At 74.8% G+C, this 20,924-nt stretch carries 21 protein-coding genes, 1 tRNA gene and 2 pseudogenes; 20 read left to right on the plus strand and 4 right to left on the minus strand.

The features are described 5' to 3' along the window. Window positions 1–163 precede the first annotated feature (163 nt). The 9 genes and pseudogenes from fdh to AC1WTP_RS10495 all read left to right on the plus strand — a co-directional run. Window positions 164–3,409: pseudogene (gene fdh / locus AC1WTP_RS10455) on the plus strand (formate dehydrogenase); the annotation flags it as partial. A 41-nt stretch (window positions 3,410–3,450) separates the two neighbouring features. Further along, the gene (locus AC1WTP_RS10460) at window positions 3,451–4,524 is read left to right on the plus strand and encodes a 4Fe-4S dicluster domain-containing protein (RefSeq protein WP_481649022.1); all 1,074 of its coding nucleotides are present in this window, start codon (window positions 3,451–3,453) and stop codon (window positions 4,522–4,524) included. Between the two features lie 200 nt (window positions 4,525–4,724). Then, window positions 4,725–5,738 carry an NrfD/PsrC family molybdoenzyme membrane anchor subunit gene (nrfD, locus tag AC1WTP_RS10465; protein ID WP_481649181.1) on the plus strand — a complete coding sequence of 338 codons (1,014 nt, stop codon included), beginning with the start codon at window positions 4,725–4,727 and terminating at the stop codon, window positions 5,736–5,738. Window positions 5,739–5,783: 45 nt separating this feature from the next. Beyond that, window positions 5,784–5,879 (plus strand) — tRNA-Sec (locus tag AC1WTP_RS10470). An 18-nt stretch (window positions 5,880–5,897) separates the two neighbouring features. Continuing rightward, entirely contained in the window at window positions 5,898–7,205 is a 1,308-nt protein-coding gene (selA, locus tag AC1WTP_RS10475; protein WP_481649023.1) for an L-seryl-tRNA(Sec) selenium transferase, read from the plus strand. A gap of 2 nt (window positions 7,206–7,207) precedes the next feature. Further along, window positions 7,208–8,971, plus strand: coding sequence for a selenocysteine-specific translation elongation factor (gene selB / locus AC1WTP_RS10480; RefSeq protein WP_481649024.1), 1,764 nt, complete (start codon window positions 7,208–7,210; stop codon window positions 8,969–8,971). A gap of 65 nt (window positions 8,972–9,036) precedes the next feature. Next, window positions 9,037–9,234 (plus strand): hypothetical protein, encoded by a 198-nt coding sequence (locus AC1WTP_RS10485; protein WP_393007638.1) that lies wholly within the window; start codon window positions 9,037–9,039, stop codon window positions 9,232–9,234. A 1-nt stretch (window position 9,235) separates the two neighbouring features. Continuing rightward, window positions 9,236–10,177 (plus strand): annotated as a pseudogene (locus AC1WTP_RS10490) (hemolysin family protein); the annotation flags it as partial. 112 nt (window positions 10,178–10,289) lie between these two features. Then, on the plus strand, window positions 10,290–10,475 hold the full coding sequence (locus AC1WTP_RS10495; RefSeq protein WP_481649189.1) for a hypothetical protein: 186 nt from the start codon (window positions 10,290–10,292) through the stop codon (window positions 10,473–10,475). Between the two features lie 3 nt (window positions 10,476–10,478). Here AC1WTP_RS10495 and AC1WTP_RS10500 read toward each other — a convergent pair whose 3' ends face one another. Next, window positions 10,479–11,132 carry a hypothetical protein gene (locus tag AC1WTP_RS10500; RefSeq protein ID WP_481649025.1) on the minus strand — a complete coding sequence of 218 codons (654 nt, stop codon included), beginning with the start codon at window positions 11,130–11,132 and terminating at the stop codon, window positions 10,479–10,481. A gap of 131 nt (window positions 11,133–11,263) precedes the next feature. Between AC1WTP_RS10500 and AC1WTP_RS10505 the strand changes: the two genes are divergently transcribed. Next, window positions 11,264–11,470: a hypothetical protein gene (locus tag AC1WTP_RS10505; protein ID WP_481649026.1), complete on the plus strand. Its 207-nt coding sequence runs from the start codon at window positions 11,264–11,266 to the stop codon at window positions 11,468–11,470. A 1-nt stretch (window position 11,471) separates the two neighbouring features. On the opposite strand, the gene AC1WTP_RS10510 is transcribed toward AC1WTP_RS10505, so the two are convergent. The 3 genes from AC1WTP_RS10510 to AC1WTP_RS10520 form a co-directional block, all read right to left on the minus strand. Continuing rightward, the gene (locus tag AC1WTP_RS10510) at window positions 11,472–11,945 is read right to left on the minus strand and encodes a hypothetical protein (protein ID WP_481649027.1); all 474 of its coding nucleotides are present in this window, start codon (window positions 11,943–11,945) and stop codon (window positions 11,472–11,474) included. Continuing rightward, a complete protein-coding gene (locus AC1WTP_RS10515; protein ID WP_481649028.1) occupies window positions 11,942–12,154 on the minus strand; it encodes a phosphatidylethanolamine-binding protein in 213 nt (70 codons plus the stop codon). The genes AC1WTP_RS10510 and AC1WTP_RS10515 overlap by 4 nt, the downstream gene beginning before the upstream one ends. 85 nt (window positions 12,155–12,239) lie before the next feature. Continuing rightward, entirely contained in the window at window positions 12,240–13,121 is an 882-nt protein-coding gene (locus AC1WTP_RS10520; protein ID WP_481649029.1) for a universal stress protein, read from the minus strand. Window positions 13,122–13,240: 119 nt separating this feature from the next. Between AC1WTP_RS10520 and AC1WTP_RS10525 the strand changes: the two genes are divergently transcribed. From AC1WTP_RS10525 to ftsR, 10 genes are all read left to right on the plus strand, one after another. Continuing rightward, complete coding sequence (locus tag AC1WTP_RS10525; RefSeq protein WP_481649030.1) at window positions 13,241–13,987, plus strand: SAM-dependent methyltransferase; 747 nt, start codon at window positions 13,241–13,243, stop codon at window positions 13,985–13,987. 87 nt (window positions 13,988–14,074) lie between these two features. Next, the gene (locus tag AC1WTP_RS10530) at window positions 14,075–15,253 is read left to right on the plus strand and encodes a PP2C family protein-serine/threonine phosphatase (RefSeq protein WP_481649031.1); all 1,179 of its coding nucleotides are present in this window, start codon (window positions 14,075–14,077) and stop codon (window positions 15,251–15,253) included. A gap of 54 nt (window positions 15,254–15,307) precedes the next feature. Continuing rightward, window positions 15,308–15,817 (plus strand): MarR family transcriptional regulator, encoded by a 510-nt coding sequence (locus AC1WTP_RS10535; RefSeq protein ID WP_481649032.1) that lies wholly within the window; start codon window positions 15,308–15,310, stop codon window positions 15,815–15,817. Window positions 15,818–16,059: 242 nt separating this feature from the next. Beyond that, window positions 16,060–16,698 carry a cardiolipin synthase ClsA gene (clsA, locus tag AC1WTP_RS10540; protein WP_481649033.1) on the plus strand — a complete coding sequence of 213 codons (639 nt, stop codon included), beginning with the start codon at window positions 16,060–16,062 and terminating at the stop codon, window positions 16,696–16,698. Then, window positions 16,695–17,624, plus strand: a complete 930-nt coding sequence (locus tag AC1WTP_RS10545; RefSeq protein WP_481649034.1) for a DUF881 domain-containing protein — start codon at window positions 16,695–16,697, stop codon at window positions 17,622–17,624. Before clsA ends, AC1WTP_RS10545 begins: the two co-directional genes overlap by 4 nt. Continuing rightward, window positions 17,621–17,953, plus strand: coding sequence for a small basic family protein (locus AC1WTP_RS10550; protein ID WP_007460356.1), 333 nt, complete (start codon window positions 17,621–17,623; stop codon window positions 17,951–17,953). The genes AC1WTP_RS10545 and AC1WTP_RS10550 overlap by 4 nt, the downstream gene beginning before the upstream one ends. A 10-nt stretch (window positions 17,954–17,963) precedes the next feature. Continuing rightward, entirely contained in the window at window positions 17,964–18,989 is a 1,026-nt protein-coding gene (locus AC1WTP_RS10555; RefSeq protein WP_481649035.1) for a DUF881 domain-containing protein, read from the plus strand. Window positions 18,990–19,045: 56 nt separating this feature from the next. Beyond that, window positions 19,046–19,426, plus strand: a complete 381-nt coding sequence (gene gcvH, locus AC1WTP_RS10560) for a glycine cleavage system protein GcvH (protein WP_481649036.1) — start codon at window positions 19,046–19,048, stop codon at window positions 19,424–19,426. A gap of 214 nt (window positions 19,427–19,640) precedes the next feature. Further along, complete coding sequence (gene odhI / locus AC1WTP_RS10565; RefSeq protein ID WP_007071101.1) at window positions 19,641–20,093, plus strand: oxoglutarate dehydrogenase inhibitor Odhl; 453 nt, start codon at window positions 19,641–19,643, stop codon at window positions 20,091–20,093. 50 nt (window positions 20,094–20,143) lie between these two features. Continuing rightward, complete coding sequence (ftsR, locus tag AC1WTP_RS10570) at window positions 20,144–20,845, plus strand: transcriptional regulator FtsR (protein WP_447136790.1); 702 nt, start codon at window positions 20,144–20,146, stop codon at window positions 20,843–20,845. The last annotated feature ends 79 nt before the right edge of the window (window positions 20,846–20,924 follow it).

A 20,924-nucleotide genomic window follows, 5' to 3' on the forward strand; every position in this document is an offset into this window, starting at 1 on the left:
GAGGCGACCTGCACACCGACACCCCAGCACCGCCCCCGGAGCCCACCTGGCCCGGGGGCGGCGCTGTCTACACCGGGACGTGAAGATCGGTCAGACGGGTCGCGGGCGGGCGTCGGCTGGCCTATGTTCGAGGGGTCGGCGTCGGGGCGAAGGGGGTGTGGCAGTGGGCATCCGCACCTTCATCGAGGGCTGGCCGGTCTACCGGCAGCTCACCGGCACCGACCCGCTCGGCCGGGGCACCGCGGCGCAGTCGGCCCGCTCGGCGGAACTGACCGCCCGCACCGAGACCGCCGACAGCGTGGCCCGCTCGGTCTGCCCCTACTGCGCGGTCGGCTGCGGCCAGCGGGTCTTCGTCAAGGACAACCGGGTCACCCAGATCGAGGGCGACCCGGACAGCCCGATCTCGCGGGGCCGGCTCTGCCCGAAGGGCGCTGCCAGCAAGAGCCTGGTCACCAGCCCGCTGCGGCAGACGAAGGTCCGCTACCGCCGGCCGTACGGCACGGAGTGGGAGGACCTGGACCTCGACGTCGCGCTCGACATGATCGCCGACCGGATCCTCGCCGCCCGCGAGCAGACCTGGGAGGACGTGGACAGCGAGGGCCGGCCGCTCAACCGGACATTTGGCATCTCCAGCCTGGGCGGGGCGACGCTGGACAACGAGGAGAACTACCTCATCAAGAAGCTGTTCACCGCGATGGGGGCGCTCCAGATCGAGAACCAGGCCCGGATTTGACACTCCGCCACCGTTCCCGGTCTGGGGACCAGCTTCGGTCGCGGTGGCGCGACGGACTTCCAGCAGGACGTCGCCAACGCTGACGTCATCGTCATCCAGGGCTCGAACATGGCCGAGGCCCACCCGGTGGGCTTCCAGTGGGTGATGGAGGCCAAGCGGCGCGGCGCCAAGGTCTTCCACGTCGACCCGCGGTTCACCCGGACCAGCGCGCTGGCCGACACGTACCTGCCGATCCGGGCCGGGTCGGACATCGCCCTGCTCGGCGGGGTGGTGAACTACATCCTGGCGAACGAGCTGGACTTCCGGGAGTACGTGCTGGCGTACACCAACGCCGCGACGATCGTCAGCGAGCAGTTCGTCGACACCGAGGACGGCGACGGCTTCTTCTCGGGCTTCGACCCGGACACCGGCACGTACCGCCGGACCAGCTGGCAGTACGCGGGCCAGGAGGGGGAGCATTCCGCGGCGGACAGTGACCGGGAACGGGACGCCGCGGCGGGGCTGCGGCACGAGTCGCACGGGTCGCCGATCCCGGGGCAGACCGAGCGGGACGAGACGTTGCAGCACCCACGCTGCGTCTACCAGATCCTCAAGCGGCACTTCGCCCGCTACACACCGGAGATGGTGGAGCGGGTCTGCGGCATCCCACGGGAGAAGTTCCTCGAGCTGGCCCGGGCCTGGACGGAGAACTCGGGCCGGGAGCGGACCGGCGTGCTGATCTACTCGGTCGGCTGGACCCAGCACAGCGTCGGGGTGCAGTACATCCGCACCGGCGCGATCATCCAGCTGCTGCTGGGCAATGTGGGCCGGCCGGGCGGCGGGGTGCTGGCGCTGCGCGGGCACGCCAGCATTCAGGGCTCCACCGACATCCCGACGCTGTTCAACCTGCTCCCCGGCTACCTGCCGATGCCGCACCACGCCGACCACCCGACCTTCGACGAGTGGGTGGACAGCATCCGCCATCCGGGCCAGAAGGGGTTCTGGGGCAACGCCCGGGCCTACGGCGCCAGCCTGCTCAAGGCGTACTGGGGTGAGGCGGCGACGCCGGAGAACGACTTCTGCTACGGCTACCTGCCCCGGATGACCGGCGACCACGGCACCTACCAGCAGGTGCTGAACATGATCGACGGCAAGGTGAAGGGCTACTTCCTGCTCGGCCAGAACCCGGCCGTCGGCTCGGCGCACGGCCGCGCGCAGCGGTTGGGCATGGCCAACCTGGACTGGCTGGTGGTCCGCGACCTGTTCATGATCGAAAGTGCCACGTTCTGGCGGAACAGCCCCGAGGTGGCCACCGGCGAGATCGTCCCGGAGCAGTGCCGCACCGAGGTGTTCTTCCTGCCCGCCGCGTCGCACGTGGAGAAGGAGGGCACCTTCACCCAGACGCAGCGGCTGCTGCAGTGGCGGGAGAAGGCCCTCGACCCGCCGGGTGACTGCCGCTCCGAGCTGTGGTTCTTCTACCACCTGGGGCGCAAGCTGCGGGAGAAGCTGGCCGCCTCCCCGCACCCGCGGGACCGCGCCCTGCTCGACCTGGCCTGGGACTATCCCACGCACGGTCCGCTCGCCGAGCCGAGCGCCGAGGCGGTGCTGCGCGAGATCAACGGGTACGAGGTGGCGACCGGCCGCCCGCTGGCCTCGTTCACCGAGGCCCGCGACGACGGCACGACCGTGGTGGGCTGCTGGATCTACACCGGGGTGTACGCCGACGGGGTCAATCAGGCCGCCCGCCGCAAGTCCCGGCACGAGCAGGACTGGGTGGCCGCCGAATGGGGCTGGGCGTGGCCGGCCAACCGGCGCACCCTCTACAACCGGGCCTCCGCCGATCCGCAGGGCCGGCCGTGGAGCGAGCGGAAGAAGTACGTCTGGTGGGACGCCGACGCCGGCGAGTGGACCGGCTACGACGTGCCGGACTTCGAGAAGACCAAGCCGCCGACGTACCGGCCGCAACCGGGCACGTCCGGCCCGGCGGGGATCGCCGGCGACGACGCCTTCGTCATGCAGAGCGACGGCAAGGGCTGGCTGTACGCGCCGAGCGGGTTGATCGACGGCCCGCTGCCGACGCACTACGAGCCGGCCGAGTCGCCGGTGCGCAACCCGCTCTACCGGCAGCAGTCCAACCCGACCCGCAAGGTGTACGCGCACCCGGTGAACTCGGTGAACCCCAGCCCGCCGGAGGAACACAGCCAGGTCTTCCCGTACGTGTTCACGGTCAGCCGGCTCACCGAGCACCACACCGCGGGCGGGATGAGCCGCACCGTCCGGCCGCTGGCCGAGTTGCAGCCGGAGATGTTCGTCGAGGTGTCCCCGGAACTGGCGGCCGAGGTGGGCCTGGCGCACCTGGGCTGGGCGCACCTGGTCAGCGGGCGGGCGGTCATCGAGGCGAAAGTGCTGGTCACTGACCGGCTCACCCCGTTGCGGGTGGACGGCCGGGTGATCCATCAGCTCTGGCTGCCGTACCACTTCGGCGGCGAGGGGCTGGTCACCGGCGACTCGGCCAACGACCTGTTCGGGATCACCCTCGACCCGAACGTGCTGATCCAGGAGAGCAAGATCGGTACCTGCGACGTACGACCCGGCCGGCGGCCCACCGGGCCGGCCCTGCTGGACCTGGTGGCCGACTACCGACGCCGGGCCGGCATGGAACCCGGTGAGCGGCCGCCCACCGTCACCCCCGGCGCGCACCCCGCCACAGAGCACCGGCCGGACGGGGGAGCGGCCCGATGAGCCCCGACCCGAACAGCTACTACGGCCCGGCGGACCCGGCCCCGGACGCCGGCTGGTCCGACGCCCCACCCCGGATGGGCTTCTTCACCGACACCAGCGTCTGCATCGGCTGCAAGGCGTGCGAGGTGGCCTGCAAGGAGTGGAACGACGTCCCCGGCTCCGGGCTGGACCTGCTGGGCATGTCGTACGACAACACGGGCGCGTTGACCGCCAACTCGTGGCGGCACGTCGCCTTCGTCGAGCAGCCCCGCCCGGCCGGGCACCGGACGCCCCCGTTCGCCGGGAACCCGACCGGCGGGTCGGTGAGCGCCTCCTCGGCGGCGGTGGGCGCCGGCACCGGCAACCCGACCGGCACCGACCCGGGGGTGCCGCCCGGCTCGCCGGACGCCGCCGCCCGGATGGCCGCCGGCGCGGACGCCGCCCCGATGGCCGCCACGCCGCAGTTCCTCGGCATGCCCGGCGACGGGCCGCCGGGCCGGACCGGCAGCGCCGAGGGTCGGACCGACTTCCGCTGGCTGATGATGTCCGACGTCTGCAAGCACTGCACCCACGCGGCCTGCCTGGACGTCTGCCCGACCGGGTCGCTGTTCCGGACAGAGTTCGGCACGGTGGTGGTGCAGGAGGACATCTGCAACGGCTGCGGCTACTGCATCTCCGCCTGCCCCTACGGAGTGATCGACCAGCGCAAGGGCGACGGCCGGGCGTGGAAGTGCACGCTCTGCTACGACCGGATCGGGGTCGGGATGACGCCGGCCTGCGCGCAGGCCTGCCCGACCGACTCCATCCAGTACGGCCCGCTGGAGGAACTGCGCGAACGGGCCGCCGCCCGGGTGGCCACCCTGCACGCCCGGGACGTGCCGGAGGCGCGGCTGTACGGGCACGACCCGACCGACGGGGTCGGCGGTGACGGGGCGTTCTTCCTGCTGCTGGACGCCCCGGAGGTGTACGGGCTGCCGCCGGACCCGGTGGTCACCACCCGGGACCTGCCGAAGATGTGGAAGCGGGCCGGCCTGGCCGCGCTGGCCATGGCGGCGGCCGCGGTCGCCGCGTTCGTCGGAGGTTCCTCGTGAGTGCGTACCGCCCGGCCGGCGACCGGTTCCGCCGCTTCCGCACCCGGCTCGCCGGTGGTGACGCCGAAGCAGCGGCGACCGGTCCCGCCTCCGGCCGCGGGCCGGGTGATCCGGCGCGGGGACCGGAGGCGAGGGGTGGGCGCTCCATCGGCACCGGGGCCGGCGCCGCGCGCAGCGACGCCGGGGCGGCCGCGGCCGGCCTGGAGGCGTCCCCGGCCACTCCGGCCGCCCCGACCGAGCGGCGCCGCGGCGGCCGGCGCCGGCGCGGCGGCGAGGAACTCACCGTCCCGGAGGCCGAGTTCACCTCCTACTACGGCCGGCCGATCCTGAAGGCCCCGGTCTGGAAGTGGGACATCGCCGCGTACCTGTTCACCGGCGGCCTGGCGGCCGGCTCGTCGCTGCTGGCGGCCGGCGGGCAGCTCACCGGGCGGCCGGCGCTGCGCCGGGCCGGGCGGGTCACCTCGCTGGCGGCGGTCACCGCCAGCGCCGCCTTCCTGATCCACGACCTGGGCCGGCCGGAGCGGTTCCACCACATGCTGCGGGTGGCCAAACCGACCTCGCCGATGTCGGTGGGCACCTGGATCCTCACCGCCTTCGGGCCGGCCGCCGGCGTGGCCGCGGTCGCCGAGGCGGCCGACCGGCTGCCCGCGCACGGCCTGCCCGGGCTGGCCCGCCGGGTGCTGCCGCCGGTGGGGCACGCCGCCGGGCTGGCCGCCGCGGTCACCGCGCCGGCGCTGGCCACGTACACCGGGGTGCTGCTGGCCGACACGGCCGTGCCGTCCTGGCACGAGGCGTACCCGGAACTGCCGGTCGTCTTCGCGGGCAGCGCGCTGGCCAGCGGCGCCGGCGTGGGTCTGCTCGCCGCGCCGCTCGGGCAGGCCGGCCCGGCCCGGCGGATGGCGGTGGCCGGGGCGGCGCTGGAGCTGTACGGCGTGCACCGGGTGGAGACCCGGCTCGGGCTGCTCAGCGAGCCGTACCGCACCGGCCGGGCCGGGCGGCTGCTGCGCGCCGGCCGGGCGCTGACCGTCGCCGGGGTGGCCGGCGCGCTGCTCGGCCGGCGCAGCCGGACGGTCTCCGCGTTCTCCGGTGCGGCGCTGCTGGCCGCGTCGGTGGCCACCCGGTTCGGCGTCTTCCACGGCGGGGTCGCGTCGGCGCGGGATCCGAAGTACACGGTGGTGCCGCAGCGCGAACGCCTGGCCCGCGGCGAGGGCTGACCCTTCGCCACCCGGTCGACGCCCCGCTGTGGTCAAATGCTCGGTGGAGGCGTTCAGGCGGCTGGTGCCCCTCCCGGTCTTCAAAACCGGTGTGGTCCGGGACCCGGGCCAGGCGGGTTCGATTCCCGTCCGTCTCCGCCAAGCCAGCGGGGAGATGACGTGACAGGGGACGGCGACGCCGATCCGCGTCGGCGCGTGCCGCGCACCGACGCGCTGCTCGCCGAACCCGGGTTGGCCGCCGCGGCGGCCACGCTCGGCCGGGACCGGGTCAGGGCCGCCGTCCGCCGGGCCCAGGAGCGGGCCCGGCGCGGCGAGATCAGCCCCGACGAGGTACGCGACGTGGCGCTCGGCGCGCTGCCCGCGCCGGCGCCCCGGGCGGTGCTCAACGCGACCGGGGTGGTGCTGCACACCAACCTCGGCCGGGCGCCGCTGTCGGCCGCCGCCGTCGCCGCGGTGGTCGCCGCCGCCGGGCACACCGACGTGGAACTCGACCTGCGCACCGGCCGGCGGGCGCGGCGGGGCCGGGACGCCCTGGACGCCCTCGCGGCCGCGGTGCCGGGCGCCGGCGCGGTGCACGTGGTCAACAACGGCGCCGCCGCCCTGGTGCTCGCCGCCACCGCGCTGGCCGCCGGCGGCGAGATCGTGGTCAGCCGCGGCGAACTGGTGGAGATCGGCGACGGGTTCCGCCTGCCGGACCTGCTGGAGAGCACCGGCGCCCGGCTGCGCGAGGTGGGCACCACCAACCGCACCACCCTCGCCGACTACGCCGCCGTGCTCGGCCCGCGCACCGGCTTCGTGCTCAAGGTGCACCCGTCGAACTTCCAGGTCACCGGCTTCACCTCGGCGGTGCCGGTGCGCGCCCTGGCCACCCTCGGCGTGCCGGTGGTCGCCGACATCGGCTCCGGGCTGCTCGCCCCGGACCCGCTGCTGCCCGACGAGCCGGACGCCGCGAGCACCCTGCGTGCCGGCGCGGCACTGGTCACCGCCAGCGGCGACAAGCTGCTCGGCGGCCCGCAGGCCGGGCTGCTGCTCGGCGCCGCCGAACTGGTCGACCGGCTGCGCCGGCACCCGCTCGCCCGGGCGCTGCGGGTGGACAAGTTGACCCTCGCCGCGCTCGCCGCCACCGTCGGCGACCCGGCCACCCCGACCCGGGCGGCGCTGCACGCCGACGCCGGGGCGCTGCGCGAGCGGACCGAACGGCTGCGCGACCGGCTCGCCGGGGACGGCTGTAAGGCCGAGGTGGTGCCGACCGCCGCGGTGGTCGGCGGAGGCGGCGCTCCCGGCGTGGCACTGGACTCGTGGGCGCTCAGCCTGCCCGAGCGGTACGCCGAGCCGCTGCGCACCGGCGATCCGCCGGTGCTCGGCCGGGTGGTGCGCGGCCGGCTGCTGCTGGACCTGCGCTGCGTGCCCGCCGACGCCGACGACGCGGTGCGGGTCGCCGTGCTGCGCGTGCCGGGGGACTGCTGAGCATGTGGGTGGTGGCCACCGCCGGGCACGTGGACCACGGCAAGTCGACGCTGGTGCGGGCGTTGACCGGGATGGAACCGGACCGCTGGGCCGAGGAGCGTCGCCGGGGCATGACCATCGACCTGGGTTTCGCCTGGACCACGCTGCCCGCCGGCGGGACGGTCGCCTTCGTCGACGTGCCCGGGCACGAGCGGTTCGTGCCGAACATGCTCGCCGGGGTGGGCCCGGTGCCGGCCGCGCTGGTGGTGGTGGCCGCCGACGAGGGCTGGATGCCGCAGTCCGCCGAGCACCTGGCCGCGCTGGACGCGCTCGGGGTGTCGTACGGCCTGCTGGTGGTGACCCGCGCGGACCTGGCCGACCCGGGCCCGGCGCTGGCCCGGGCCCGGGCGGAGCTCGCCGCGACCTCGCTCGGCGCGGTCGAGGCGGTCGCGGTCAGCGCGGTCACCGGCGCCGGCCTGCCCGAGCTGCGGGTGGCGCTGGACCGGCTGGCCGCCCGGCTGCCGACACCGGCGGCGGACGCGCCGGTGCGGCTCTGGGTGGACCGCTGCTTCACCGTCCGGGGCAGCGGCACGGTGGTCACCGGCACCCTCGGCGCCGGCCGGCTGCGCGTCGGCGACGAGCTGGAACTCGCGGCCACCGGCGAGCCGGTGCGGGTGCGCGGCCTGCACTCGCTCCACCAGGCCCGCGCCGAGGTCGCCGCCGTCGCCCGGGTGGCGGTGAACCTGCGGGGCGTCCCGCGCGACCGGCTGGCCCGCGGGGACGCGCTGCTAAGTCCCGGCCGGTTCCGGCCGACCGACCTGCTCGACGTCCGGCTCGCCGGTGACCCGGTCGCCGACCTGCCGGCCGCCCTCACCCTGCACGTCGGATCCGCCGCGGTGCCGGCCCGGGTCCGGCCGCTCGGCCCGGACACCGCCCGGCTGCGGCTGGCCCGCCCGTTGCCGCTGCTGATCGGCGACCGGGCGCTGCTGCGCGACCCGGGCCGCCACCACGTCGCCGGCGGAGTCACCGTGCTGGACGTGGCGCCCCCGCCGCTGACCCGCCGGGGCGCCGCGGCCGCCCGTGCCGCGGTGCTCGCGGGCCTGGACGGCCGCCCCGACCTCGCCGGCGAGCTGCGCCGCCGCCGGCTAGCCCGGGCCACCGACCTGGTCCGCACCGGGGTCGAGGTCACCGCCCGGCCGGTCGCCGGAGACTGGCTGGCCGATCCGCAGCACTGGCGGCAGCTCGCCGCCCGACTGGTCGAGGCGGTCGCCCGGTACGGCCGGGACCACCCGCTGGAGCCCGGCGCGCCGGTCGAGCTGCTCCGGCGGCGCCTGGACCTGCCCGACCGGGTGCTGGTCGAGGCCCTGGTCCGGCCGCCGTTGCGGCTGCGGGCCGGGCGGGTCACCGCGTCCGCCGCGGAGGCGCTGCCCGAGCCGGTGGCGCGCGCCGTGGCCCGGGTCCGGGCCGAGTACGCCGACCGCCCGTTCCGCGCCCCGGAGGCCGCCCACCTCGCCGACCTCGGGCTGGGTCCGCGCGAGATCGGCGCCGCGGTGCGGGCCGGTGCGCTGCTGCGGCTGGCCGAGAACGTGGTGCTGCTGCCCGGTGCCGTCGACGACGCGGTGCGGGTGCTGGCCCGGCTGCCCCAGCCGTTCACGCTCAGCGCCGCCCGGCAGGCGCTGGACACCACCCGGCGGGTCGCCGTACCGCTGCTGGAACTGCTGGACCGGCGCGGCGCGACCCGCCGGCTGCCCGACGACGCCCGGATCGTGGTCGCCGGCAGGGGGTAGGCCGGGCCGCGGGGGACGTGGCCAAGGCGGCCCGCCGGACCGCGCGGGTCACCTAGCGTGGCGGCATGGACCCTTCCGCGGTCTGGCGGGACCGGCAGCACAAGTGGCGGATCGAGGCGTACCGGGCGCCCGACCTGCGGTTCGCCATCTTCGCCACCAACGGCACCACGGAGTCCGCGCCGCTGTGGCTGTTCGGGATGTCGGCGCTGGCCCGGTGGCTGATGTCGCACAAGATCTCGCTGGACGACCTGGAGGTCGACTGAGATGGGCGGGCACCTCGGGCAGCTCGCGCTGGTGGCCGTGCTGATCCTGGTCAACGCGGCGCTCTCCGGCAGCGAGATGGCGCTGGTGACGCTCCGCGAGGGGCAGGTCCGCCAGCTGAGCCGGCGCAGCGGCTCCGGGGAACGGCTGGCCCGGCTGGTCCGCGACCCGAACCGTTACCTGGCCACCATCTCCAGCTCGGCATCACCCTCGCCGGTTTCCTCGCCTCGGCGGCGGCCGCGGTCTCGCTGGCCGAGCCGCTGGTCGGGCCGCTCGGCTTCCTCGGCGGGGCGGCCCGGCCGACCGCGGTGGTGGCGGTCACCGTGCTGCTCACCTTCGTCACCCTGGTCGTCGGCGAGCTGGCGCCGAAGTGGCTGGCGATGCAGCGGGCCGAGCGGTGAGGGCTGCTCAGTGCCCGCCCGCTGGACCTGCTGGCCCGGCTCTCCCGGCCGGCGATCTGGTTGCTGAGCGCGGCCACCGACACGGTGGTGCGCCTGGCCGGCGGTGACCATGCTGCCGGCCGCGCTACCCACCGGGGACGGGCTGCGCCGGCTGGCCGAGGCCGGGCGGTCGCGCGCCCCGGTCGGCGGCCCCGGCGGGCTGGACGACGTGTGCGGGGTGGTGCACATCCGGGACCTGGTCGACGCCGGGCCGCGGACGGTGGGGGACCGGGCCCGCCCGCCGCTGCTGCTGCCCGGCACCCTGCCGGTGGCCGACGCGTTGCGCCAGCTACGCCAGCACCACCAGAAGCTGGCGCTGGTGGTGGACGAGCACGGCGGGGTCGCCGGCATGATCACGGTCGAGGACCTGCTGGAGGAGGTGGTCGGGGAGCTGTACGACGAGACCGACCGGGACGTGTCCGGGGTGACCCGGGAACCGGACGGCTCGCTGCTGCTGGCCGGCGACTTCCCGCTGCACGACCTGGCCGACGTGGGTGTCCGGCTGCGTGAGTTCCCCGCCGGCGGCTGACCGCCGGGGCGGCGCCGACGCCACCCGGTCGGGGGATCGTGTCCGGAAAAGCCGATACACCCCGATCAGCGCCCGTAGCGTCTGGTACGTGAGGGACCGAGGAATGCGTACCTTCGTCACGGTGCTCGCCGGGCTCGCGGTGATCTACTTCGGCACCACCGGCCGCAGCCCCGAGGAGGGCGGCGGGGTCACCGGCGGCCTCGTGGTGCTCGCCCTGCTCGCGGCACTGTTGGTCTGGCACCTGACCAAGCCGGGGAACACCTCGGCGAAGTGAGCCTCAGCCGGCGGCGGCGCTGCGGCTGACCTCCCCGGCGGACTCCTCGCCCAGCGCGACCCGGACCAGCGCCGAGGCGAGCCGGCCGAACTCGGCCGAGCCGACCAGCCCGGCCAGCCGGTCCGGCGAGGTGGGCAGGCCCAGCCGCTTCGCCCCGGCCAGCGCCCGCCGGTCGGCGTACGGGCGCACGTCGGGCCAGACCGTCTGCGCCTCGCGCAGGAAGATGTCGGCGCCGGTCGGGCCGATGCCGGGGAACTCGGTCAGCCGCCGACGCAACCCGGCCGGGTCGCCGTCCGCCTCCCGGTGCAGGCGGCGCAGGTCGCCGCGCCAGCGGTCCAGGCAGAGCCGGGCGCCGGTGCCGAGCATCGTCGAGGTCCGCTCGTCGTAGCGGCGGTAGTGGCCGCGGCCCAGCGCGTCCACCCGGTCCTGCCAGCTGGCCGCCTCCATGGCCTGCGGCGTGCGGTAGCCGGCGGTGAACAGCTCCCGGGCGGCCGCCACCGCGACCTGGGCCCGGATCCGGGTGCTCAGCAGGGTGGCGAGCACCAGCAGCTGGTAGAGCGGGGCCGGCCGGTCGGCGAGCCGGATGCCGGCCTCCTCCGCGTACGTGCGTCCGCCCCGGTCCAGCAGGACCCGCGCCACGGTCCGGTCGTCGCCCATCTGCCGGGGGTACCCGTGCTGCGGCCGGTCACCCCTCGCCGGCCGGTCCGGCTGCGGCATGGCGCCTGCGGCGGCGGGTAACCGGTGGCGGACGCGGCGCCGCCGGGTGCCGTCCAGCGGAAGGAGACACCGTGGTCAACCCGCAGCAGGAGGAGCTCCGGCGCAACGACAAGGGCGCCACGAGCCAGTACAGCAAGGGTCCGAAGCCGACCGGTCATCCTCTCAACCGCGGTTCGTCCAAGGGGGACACCGGGCGTCCGGTGCCGAAGGGACAGATCTCGCCGTACGGCCCGACGGCAGAGCCGGTGGCCGACGACGAGAGCGACGGGCGGGGCTGACTCAGCCCCGCCCGGTGGGCGGCCGCAGCCGGTTCCAGGTGGCTGCGGCCGCCAGGCCGTACGCCAGGTGCGGCACGATGTCGGCCAGCCAGTCCGCGTGGCGCCACGTCCGCGGGTCGGTCACGCCCAGCGCGGTCAGGCCGCCGTCGGAGATCGTCATCACACCCCCGCCGAGCAGCGCGGAGGCCAGCGCCAGCGGTTGCCGGCGGCCACGGGTGAGCAGCGCGAAACCGACCGCGGCGGCGACCCCCGCGCCGTAGCCGAGCAGGGGCCCGAGGCCCGAGCGGCGGTTGGCCGCCCGGTCCCCGGGGCCGAGGTCGACGTGCGCCACCCCGGCCAGCCGGCCGGCGCTCTCCTCCGGCGTGCTGCTCGCCGGGCGGCCGCGCACCACCATGTCCAGGTAGGTCACCACGTTCAGCGCGGTGCTGCCGACCGCCCCGACGATCACCCCGTCGGCCAGGCTGCCGCCTCTCACTTGGGATCCCCGGGTTCGCGTTCACCCTTGGGCCCGTACGTCCGTTCGCCGCGCACGACGCCCCGCTGCCCCCGGTCGTCCTGCAGGATCCGGTTGGCCACCTCGTTGGCCTTGCGGTCCGGCACCCGGCGTCCGGAATCGTCGATCGCGTTACGGATGCGCGCGCGCTGCTTGTCGTACGCGTTGCTGCCCGGCCGTGGTCCTGGCATCACTGCCTCCTCCGGTCGCTGCGTCCGCCCGTCGGCGTACCGCGTGCGTCTACCCGCCTGTGGCCGGGCCAACCCCGCGCCCGGCTCAGCGCGGCGTGCGGATCACCGCGACCGGGCAGTCGGCGTGGTGCAGCACCGCCTGGCTCACCGAGCCCAGCAGAAACCCGGTGAACTCGCCGCGTGCCTGCCGACCGACCACCAGCAGTTGGGCGCGGCGGGAGGCGTCGTTGAGCACGGCCGCCGGGCGCCCCCGGACCGTCCGCCCGCTGATCGGCACGTCGGGCCAGCGTTCGGCGAGCCCGCCCAGGGCCTCCGCGAGCACCCGCTGCTCCTCGGAGCGCAGCTCGGTGTCGTCGTAGACGAGGGGTTGCATGTCGCCGGGGCCGGTGGAGACCGGGTGCCGGTAGGCGTGCAGGGCCAGCACCTCGGCGCCGCGCGTCGAGGCCTCCTCGACCGCGAACTCCGCGGCGAGCCGGGACGTCTCGGAACCGTCCACGCCGACCACGACCGGACCGTCGGCCCGGTCGGTGCCGCGGGCGACCAGCACCGGGCAGTCGGCGTAGGAGGCGACCTGCACCGCGACCGAGCCGACCACCAGCGCGGAGAAGCCGCCGAGCCCGCGGTCACCGAGCACGATCATCGCGGCGGCCGGCGACTCGCCGAGCAGCACCGCGGCGGCCTCCCCGTCAATGATCTCGCCGGTGACGCGCAGCCCGGGTACCACCGCCTCGGCCTCGGCCACCGCTTCGGCGACCAGCCGCTCGGCCTGCTGCCGCAGCCCGCTGCCGGGCGGTCCGGCGGCGGGGGCCTCCACCGGCACGTGCAGCAGCGGCCAGATGAAGCCGTGCACGACCCGCAGCGGCCGGTTGCGCCGACGCGCCTCGACCGCCGCCAGGCGTACGGCCCGCAGCGCCGGCTGCGAGCCGTCCACGCCAACCACCACGGCCGCGCCGTTCGCCGAGTTCACCGTCCACCTCCCGCCGGTTCCGGGTCAGTATCGCGGCCGGTGGCGTGCCGGCGGGGCGATACCGGCCAGGACGTCCGGTCGGTACGCTGGCGACGACCACCGGGGAGGGAGCGTCATCGATGGTTGAACCCGACCAGCCGAGCACCGCGCGGATGATCGATTTCTGGCTCGGCGGGGAGCACCACTTCCCGGTCGACGTGGCCGCGGCGCGCGCCTTCGAGCAGGCGTACGGGCCGTGCGCGCCGGTCTTCCGGGAGCTTCGCGAGTTCCTCGGCCGGGCGGTGCGGGCGATCGTCGCGGAGGGGGTGGACAGCTTCCTGGTCTTCGGCGCCGGGGTGCCCACGATGGGCAACGTGCACGAGGTCGCCCCGGAGGCCACCGTGCTCTACACCGATGTGGACCCGGTCACCATCCGCCTCGGTCAGCGGATCCTGGCCGGCAGCGACCGGGCCGACTACGGCTACGGCGACGCCACCGACATCGGCACCATCGACCGGGCGCAGCTGCACCGGTTCGTGCCGGGGTGGGGGAGGCGGCCGGTCGGGGTGGTCTTCCTGGGGCTGGCCGCGTTCCTCGACGACGACACGCTCGCCCGCACCCTCGACGAGCTGTACACCGCCGTTGCCCCGGGCAGTCATCTCGCGATCGACTTCGACACCGACGAACTGGCCGACCACCCGCAGGCCCTGGCGATGATGGGTCCGGCGTTCCGGATGCGCCGGCCGGAGGCGTTCGCGCCGCTGCTCGGCCGGTGGCGGCCCACGGCCGAGGGCATCGTGCCGATCGCCCGGTGGCGCCCGGCCGGCCCGCCGGCCGAGGTGCCGGACGCCTTCTACGGCGCGGTGGCCGTGCGCTCGGCGGACTGACCCGGGCGGGCGGCCCGCCCGGTCGGCGCGCTCCGGGCGGCCTCCGTATGATGCTTGCCCTACAGCAAGTGTTGCCGGAGGAGAACCATGTTGGACGCGCCCGGCGGGTTGTCGCGTGCGCTGCGCGAGTCCCCGCCCGACCAGGTGGCGGAGGCCGCCGACCGGGCCATCCGGTCCACGTTGGGCGCGACGCGGACCAACGTGTTCCTCGCCGACTACCGGATCAGCGGGCTCTGGCCGGTGCTGGATCCGGACCTGCCCGAGGCCGGCTTCCTGCCCAGCCCGGGCATGGCGCAGCGGTGTTTCAGCAGCCAGCAGCCGGTGCTCGACGGCGCCGGGCACGGCGGGTGCCGCCTCTACCTGCCGCTGTCGGTGTGGGGGGAGCGGCTCGGCGTGCTGCTGGTCGAGTTTCCCACCGCGCCCGGCCCGGCCACCGTGGAGCGCGCCGGGGACATCGCCGGCGAACTGGCGGTGGTGCTGCGCGCGGCGGACCGGGAGACCGACCGCTACCGCCGGGCCCGCCGGCGGGAGCGGCTCAGCATGGCCGCGGAGATGCAGTGGGAGCTGCTGCCGGGGCGCGGCGTCAGCCATCACGCGTTCCAGCTCGCCGGGCAGTTGGAGCCGGCGTACACGGTGGGCGGTGACCACTTCGACTGGTCGCTCGACGGTGACCGGCTCACCCTGACCGTGCTCAACGGATCCGGCATCGGGCTGGCGGCCTCGCTGCTGACCGCGGTGACCGTGAACGCGCTGCGCAACGCCCGCCGCTCCGGCGGCAGCCTGACCGAGCAGGCCGAGCTCGCCTCCGACACGGTCTTCTACCAGCACCGCGGTCACCGCTACGTGGCGACGCTGCTGCTGGAGCTGGACACGGTCGCCGGCCGGGTGCGGGCGGTGGACGCCGGTTCGCCGCGCCTGCTGCGGCTGCGTGGCGGCGTGGTCGACACGATCAGCCTGGAGCAGCAGCTGCCGTTGGGCATGTTCGCCGAGGCCCGGTACGACCTGCAGGAGTTCGACCTGGCGCCGGGGGACCGGCTCTTCGTGGTCAGCGACGGGGTGTGGGCCGCCGCGCCGGCCGACCGGGAGGCGTACGGGGAGCGGGCGATGGCGCGGGCGATGCGGTCCACACGGCTGCAGCCGCCGGCGGAGGCAGTTGGTACGGTGATGCGCGAACTGCACGCCTGGCACGCGGACACGGGTCTGCGCGACGACGCGGTCGTGGTCTGCCTGGACTGGCGCGGTTCCGGCGGGCGCGACGGCGACTGAGGCGGTCGCCACGACGACGCCGAGCACCAGCGGGACGATCGCAGGGGACACCGGGTGGAGCCACCTCCGAATCTCGCCGCCGCGATCGACGCGGCCGCCGAGGCGCTGGTCGGCGTGCTGGACTCCGCCGTCCACGGGCACCAGATGGTCGTCTCGCCGACCCAGCTGCGGGTGCTCTCCCTGCTCGCCAGCCGGCCGCGGACCAACGTCAACCGGCTGGCCGAGCTGCTGGACGTCGTACCGTCGTCGGCGAGCCGGCTCTGTGACCGGCTGGAGGCGATCGGCCTGCTGCGCCGGGTGGCCGATCCCCGGGACCGGCGGGAGGTGCGGCTGGTGCCGACCCCGGCCGCCGAGCGCCTGCTGCGCGAGCTGACGGAGCGCCGGCACCAGGCGCTGCAGGCGGTGCTGGACCGGATGCCCGGCCGGGTGCAGCACGAGCTGCTGTTCGGCCTGCTGGCCTTCGGCCAGGCCGCCAAGGGGGTGACCGAGCCGGCCACGGACCCCGCGGCCCGGACCCTGGGCCCCCTCCTGCACCAGTATCCTAGGACGCCGTACGCGAGGTGAGCCCGGTCACACCGCGTGATCCGCACGCCGAAGCGGGCTCGGCGGCGCCCGGAACAACCCCGGCGGCCCGATATAGTGGCAGCGCAATTCAGCCGGCCCGCGATCGTCGAGATCGCGGGCCGAATCAGGGGAGGTCCCGTCCCGGGACCGCAGCGGGCGCCGGCGGACGTCGGCCCGACAGCACGCGTCCCGCAGGGCCCGTTCTCGGCCGGGCTGCCGGAACGCGGCGCGGAGGAGGTTCGGTGTCGCGTCGGCCGGCTCGGGCAGCGGATCCGGGCGCCTCGGGCGGCACCGACCGGGCCCCGGGTGACCGGGTCCTCACGCTGCCCAACCTGATCAGCTTCGTGCGACTGCTCGGCGTACCGCTCTTCCTCTACCTGCTGCTGGTCGTGCACGCCGACGTGGCCGCGATCGTGGTGCTGGCCGTGGGCGGCACCACCGACTGGGTGGACGGCTGGATCGCCCGGCGACTGGGCCAGGTGAGCCGGCTGGGCGAGCTGCTCGACCCGCTCGCCGACCGGCTCTACATCCTCGCCACCCTGCTCGGGTTCACCGCGCGCGACGTGGTGCCGTGGCAGTTCACCGCAGCGCTGCTGGCCCGGGAGCTGCTGCTGCTGGGCTCGCTGGCGGTGCTGCGCCGGTACGGCTACGGCCCCCCGGCGGTGCACTACGTCGGCAAGACCGCCACGTTCCTGCTGCTGGCCGCCTTCCCGGTGCTGCTGCTCGCCGCCGCGGTGCCGGGGGCGGCCGCGGTCGCCGGCGCGATCGGCTGGGGGCTGGCCTGGTGGGGTCTGGTGCTCTACTGGGTGGCCGGGGTGCTCTACGTGGTGCAGGCGCGCCAGCTGGTCACCACGGTGCGGGCCGGGGGAGCGGGCGCATGACGGACACCCCCCGGGAGGGCCAGGGCCGCTCCGATCGGGTGTACGCCCCGGACTTCCTCACCGAGCTGTTCCGCAATCCGCTGGATCCGGGCTACCTGGACGCGGCGGCCCGCCGGCGCGAGGGTCCGCCGCCGTCGGGGTGGCGCGGCTGGTTCGCCCGGCCGGTGAGCCTGCTGGTCATCGTGCTGCTCGGTTTCCTGTTCGCGGTGGCGTACAAGCAGACGTTGGCCGACGAGCCGGGGCGCAGCCAGGCCCGGTCCGGGCTGGTCGCCCAGATCAAGGAGCGGCAGGACGAGGCGGACCGGTTGGCGGCCCAGGCCGACCAGTTGCGCGAGGAGGTGGCCCGGCAGCGGGAGGCGGCGCTGAGCGGGTCGCAGGCCGCCCGGCTGCGGGAGCTGGAGGCGGGTACCGGCCTGGGGCGGGTGCGCGGCGACGGTGTGGTGGTGCGGCTGGCGGACGCGCCGGGGAAGCCGGACGGGGTCACCGGGGCCGGCGCCGGGCCGCCGCGGGTGCTCTACAGCGACCTGCAGGGCGTGGCGAACGACCTGTGGAGCGCCGGGGCGGAGGCGATCGCGATCAACGGTCAGCGGTTGACGGCGACCTCGACGATCCGGTCGGCCGGTGAGGCGATCCTGGTGGACTTCCGGCCGGTGACCGGGCCGTACGAGGTCTCGGCGATCGGCCCGGGGTCGATGAAGCGCAAGTTCGAGGAGAGCCGGTCGGCGCTGCTGATGCGTGAGGTGGCCGACAAGACCGGGTTGTCGTTCGGGGTGCGCGGGGTCGACGACCTCACCCTGCCGGCGGCGCCGGAGCCGCGGCTACGCTACGCGGAACCTTCGGTGAGCCCGACGCCGTCCCCGTCGGCCACCGGTGTCCAACCGTCCGGTTCCCGGACGTCCCCCAGCCCCTCCGGAGGTGGTCGATGATCGCGGTGCTGGCGTTGCTCGCCGGTGTGGTACTCGGGGTGTGGCTCGATCCCACGGTGCCGGCGGCGTTGCAGCCGTACCTGCCGATCGCGGTGGTGGCGGCGCTCGACGCGGTGTTCGGCGGGGTGCGGGCGAAGCTCGACCGGATCTTCGACGACAAGCAGTTCGTGGTGTCGTTCATTTCGAACGTGCTGGTGGCGGGTCTGATCGTGTACCTGGGTGACCAGTTGGGGGTGGGCGGTCAGTTGTCCACCGGTGTGGTGGTCGTGCTGGGGGTGCGGATCTTCGGAAACGTCGCGGCGATCCGCCGGCACCTGTTCCGGGCGTAGGTTACAGACGATGAGCGACGAGCACACCGAGACGGGGACCGGTTGGCCGCAGCCGGCGGGACCGGCGCGGCCGTCGGGGCCGGCGGGTGAGCCGGATCCGCGTCCGGAGGCGCCGGATCCGGACGAGGTGAGTCCGTTGGCGCCGCGGCCGCCGGCGGAGCGTGAGGACGCGCGGCCGGCGGAGGAGACGGAGAGCGGTGCGGCGGTGACGGTCGACCTGAGCCGGGCGGCCGGCGCGGGTGCCGGCGGGCCGGACGGGGGCGCGCCGGACGCGGATGGGTCGGACGCGGATGGGTCGGACGCGGGCGTCGGGCCGGTGCGGTCGGTGCGGTCGGTGCGGTCGCGGTTGAGCTCGGCCGGGGTGATGATCGCGGTGCTGCTGGCGCTGCTGGGGTTCACGCTGGTGGTGCAGTTGAAGACCACCTCGACGGATCCGACGTTGGCGGCGACCCGGCAGGAGGACCTGGTCCGGATCCTGTACGACCTGGATTCGCGGACGAACCGGTTGCGGCAGGACATCGAGTCGTTGGAGGAGAGCCAGCGGCAGTTGCAGTCGGGTGAGCAGGGGCGCCAGGCGGCGTTGGAGGAGGCGACCCGGCGGGCGGACGAGTTGGGGATCCTGGCGGGGACGTTGCCGGCGACCGGGCCGGGGCTGGCGGTGCGGTTCGAGCGGGGCGACAAGCCGATCTCGGCGTCGCGGGTGCTGGACGCGGTGCAGGAGCTGCGGGGCGCGGGCGCGGAGGCGATGCAGATTTCCGGTGGTGACCGGGCGACGGTGCGGATCATCGCGTCGACGTACTTCCTGGACGGGGAGAACGGGTCGTTGATCGTGGACGGGCGGCGGTTGACGGGTCCGTACACGATCACGGTGATCGGTGATCCGGCCACGATGCGTACGGCGTTGAACATTCCCGGTGGGGTGGTGGCGTCGGTTGCCGGCGACGGCGGTAACGTGATCGTTGAGGATCGTGAGGCTGCCGAGGTTTCGGCGCTGCACGCGCCGACCAAGCTGGAACACGCCCGTCCGGTCTCCTGACCGGCGCGGCCGGCACCGGGTGCGCCCGGTGCACCGATGGATGAGGGACGCGTCTGGTGATTCCTGAGGATCTGCGTTACACCGCTGAGCACGAGTGGGTGGTCGGTGGCGACGGCGGCGCCGTCCGCGTCGGCATCACCCACTTCGCGCAGGACGCGCTGGGTGACATCGTGTACGTCCAGCTGCCCGAGGCGGGCACGGTGGTGGCTGCTGGTGAGTCAATGGGTGAGATCGAGTCGACCAAGAGCGTGTCGGAGATCTACGCCCCGGTCAGCGGTACGGTGGCGGCGCGCAACGAGGCGCTCGGCGACACCCCTGAGATGATCAACACTGACCCGTACGGTGCGGGTTGGTTGGTGGAGATCACTCCGGACGATCCGGCGGCGGTCGACGGGCTGCTGTCCGCGGGCGCGTATCGCGAGCTCACCGAGAGCTGAGTGTGCCCGAGCCGGTGCGCCTGTCGAGTCCGCGCGTCCGGTTGCCCTGCATTTCGGCGCTGGCTAGGCTCGCCCAGTCGACCGAGAACCCAATAGTTGAGCGTCGCGGAACCGCCTTTCCGGGCACGGGGAGCCAGCCGCCGGGTGTTCATTGGCCCGGCGGCCAGACCCGCCATCACCCGACGCCGACCGAACAGATCCGTGAGGTGGTCCCATGACGCGCCCAGACGACGAGTTCCCCCCGCTCGACGTCACTTCGACGCTCAATCTCGGCTCGCTCGACGAAGTGCTGGAAGGGCCGGACACCGATGTGGTGCCGAGCCGGATGTCCGGTTCGTTGCCGCCGGGGATGGCGCTGCTGGTGGTCCGGCGGGGTCCGAACGCGGGTGCCCGGTTCCTGCTGGATCACGATGTGACGACCAGTGGCCGGCACCCGGACAGTGACATCTTCCTGGACGACGTGACGGTGTCGCGGCGGCACGCGGAGTTCCACCGGGACGGTGGCACGTTCACGGTGCGGGACGTGGGCAGCCTGAACGGCACGTATGTGAACCGGGAGCGGGTCGAGGCGGCCACGTTGAGCAATGGTGACGAGGTGCAGATCGGCAAGTTCCGGGTGGTGTTCATCGCCGGTCCGCGCCCGGAGGAGGAGGCCGGCCGGGGGTGAACGAGCCTGCGGCCTCGACGCCGCCGGGGGCGGCCCGCTCGCAACCGCTGATGAGCATCGGTGAGGTGCTCGCGCAGTTGCGGGTGGATTTTCCGGACGTCACGATTTCGAAGTTGCGGTTTCTCGAGGCCGAGGGTCTGGTGGAGCCGCAGCGGACGGCGGCGGGCTACCGGAAGTACAGCTGGGATGACGTGGCGCGGTTGCGGTTCGTGCTGACCGCGCAGCGGGACCAGTACCTGCCGTTGCGGGTGATCCGTGAGCAGTTGGCGCAGTGGGACGCGACCGGGGAGGCGCCGGGTCGGCAGCGGCCGACGTTGGTGGCGGTGGGCCCGGGTGGCGAGGTGCCGGGGCGGGAGTCGGCGGAGCCGGCCGAGTCGTCGCAGGTGCGGCTCGGTCGGGCCGACCTGGTGGCGCGCAGCGGGGTCGACGAGTCGACGTTGGCCGAGTTGGAGCGGCTCGGGTTGGTGGTGTCGGATCCGCCGGGGTGGTACGACGCCGACGCGTTGATCATCGCTTCGGCGGTGGCGGGATTGTCGGCGTACGGGTTCCAGCCGCGGCACCTGCGGGGTTACCGGACGGCGGCGGACCGGGAGGTCGGTCTGTTCGCGCAGTTGGTAGCGCCGTTGGTGCGGCAGAGTGATCCGGCGGCGCGGGCGCGGGCCGCGGAGACGGCGCGGGAGTTGGCGGCGTTGTCGCAGCAGTTGCACGCGGCGTTGGTGCGGGTGGGGTTGCGGTCGACGTTGGGCCGGTGACCGGCGGGTGTGCGGAAAGATCTGTCCCGGGAAGCGTGTCGTAGGCTTGCCGGGGTAACCCCTTTCTGGCGCGGGCGTG

The organism is Micromonospora sp. R311 (assembly GCF_056780015.1).

Excerpts from the sequence above, each read along its gene's own strand:
- AC1WTP_RS10530 (WP_481649031.1), top strand. The coding sequence starts at position 14,075 with ATGTTGGACGCGCCCGGCGGGTTGTCGCGTGCGCTGCGCGAGTCCCCG.
- selB (WP_481649024.1), top strand. The coding sequence starts at position 7,208 with ATGTGGGTGGTGGCCACCGCCGGGCACGTGGACCACGGCAAGTCGACG.
- AC1WTP_RS10555 (WP_481649035.1), top strand. The coding sequence starts at position 17,964 with ATGAGCGACGAGCACACCGAGACGGGGACCGGTTGGCCGCAGCCGGCG.
- AC1WTP_RS10485 (WP_393007638.1), top strand. The coding sequence starts at position 9,037 with ATGGACCCTTCCGCGGTCTGGCGGGACCGGCAGCACAAGTGGCGGATC.
- AC1WTP_RS10525 (WP_481649030.1), top strand. The coding sequence starts at position 13,241 with ATGGTTGAACCCGACCAGCCGAGCACCGCGCGGATGATCGATTTCTGG.
- AC1WTP_RS10500 (WP_481649025.1), bottom strand. The coding sequence starts at position 11,132 with ATGGGCGACGACCGGACCGTGGCGCGGGTCCTGCTGGACCGGGGCGGA.
- AC1WTP_RS10550 (WP_007460356.1), top strand. The coding sequence starts at position 17,621 with ATGATCGCGGTGCTGGCGTTGCTCGCCGGTGTGGTACTCGGGGTGTGG.
- AC1WTP_RS10515 (WP_481649028.1), bottom strand. The coding sequence starts at position 12,154 with ATGCCAGGACCACGGCCGGGCAGCAACGCGTACGACAAGCAGCGCGCG.
- AC1WTP_RS10545 (WP_481649034.1), top strand. The coding sequence starts at position 16,695 with ATGACGGACACCCCCCGGGAGGGCCAGGGCCGCTCCGATCGGGTGTAC.
- odhI (WP_007071101.1), top strand. The coding sequence starts at position 19,641 with ATGACGCGCCCAGACGACGAGTTCCCCCCGCTCGACGTCACTTCGACG.
- AC1WTP_RS10460 (WP_481649022.1), top strand. The coding sequence starts at position 3,451 with ATGAGCCCCGACCCGAACAGCTACTACGGCCCGGCGGACCCGGCCCCG.
- ftsR (WP_447136790.1), top strand. The coding sequence starts at position 20,144 with ATGAGCATCGGTGAGGTGCTCGCGCAGTTGCGGGTGGATTTTCCGGAC.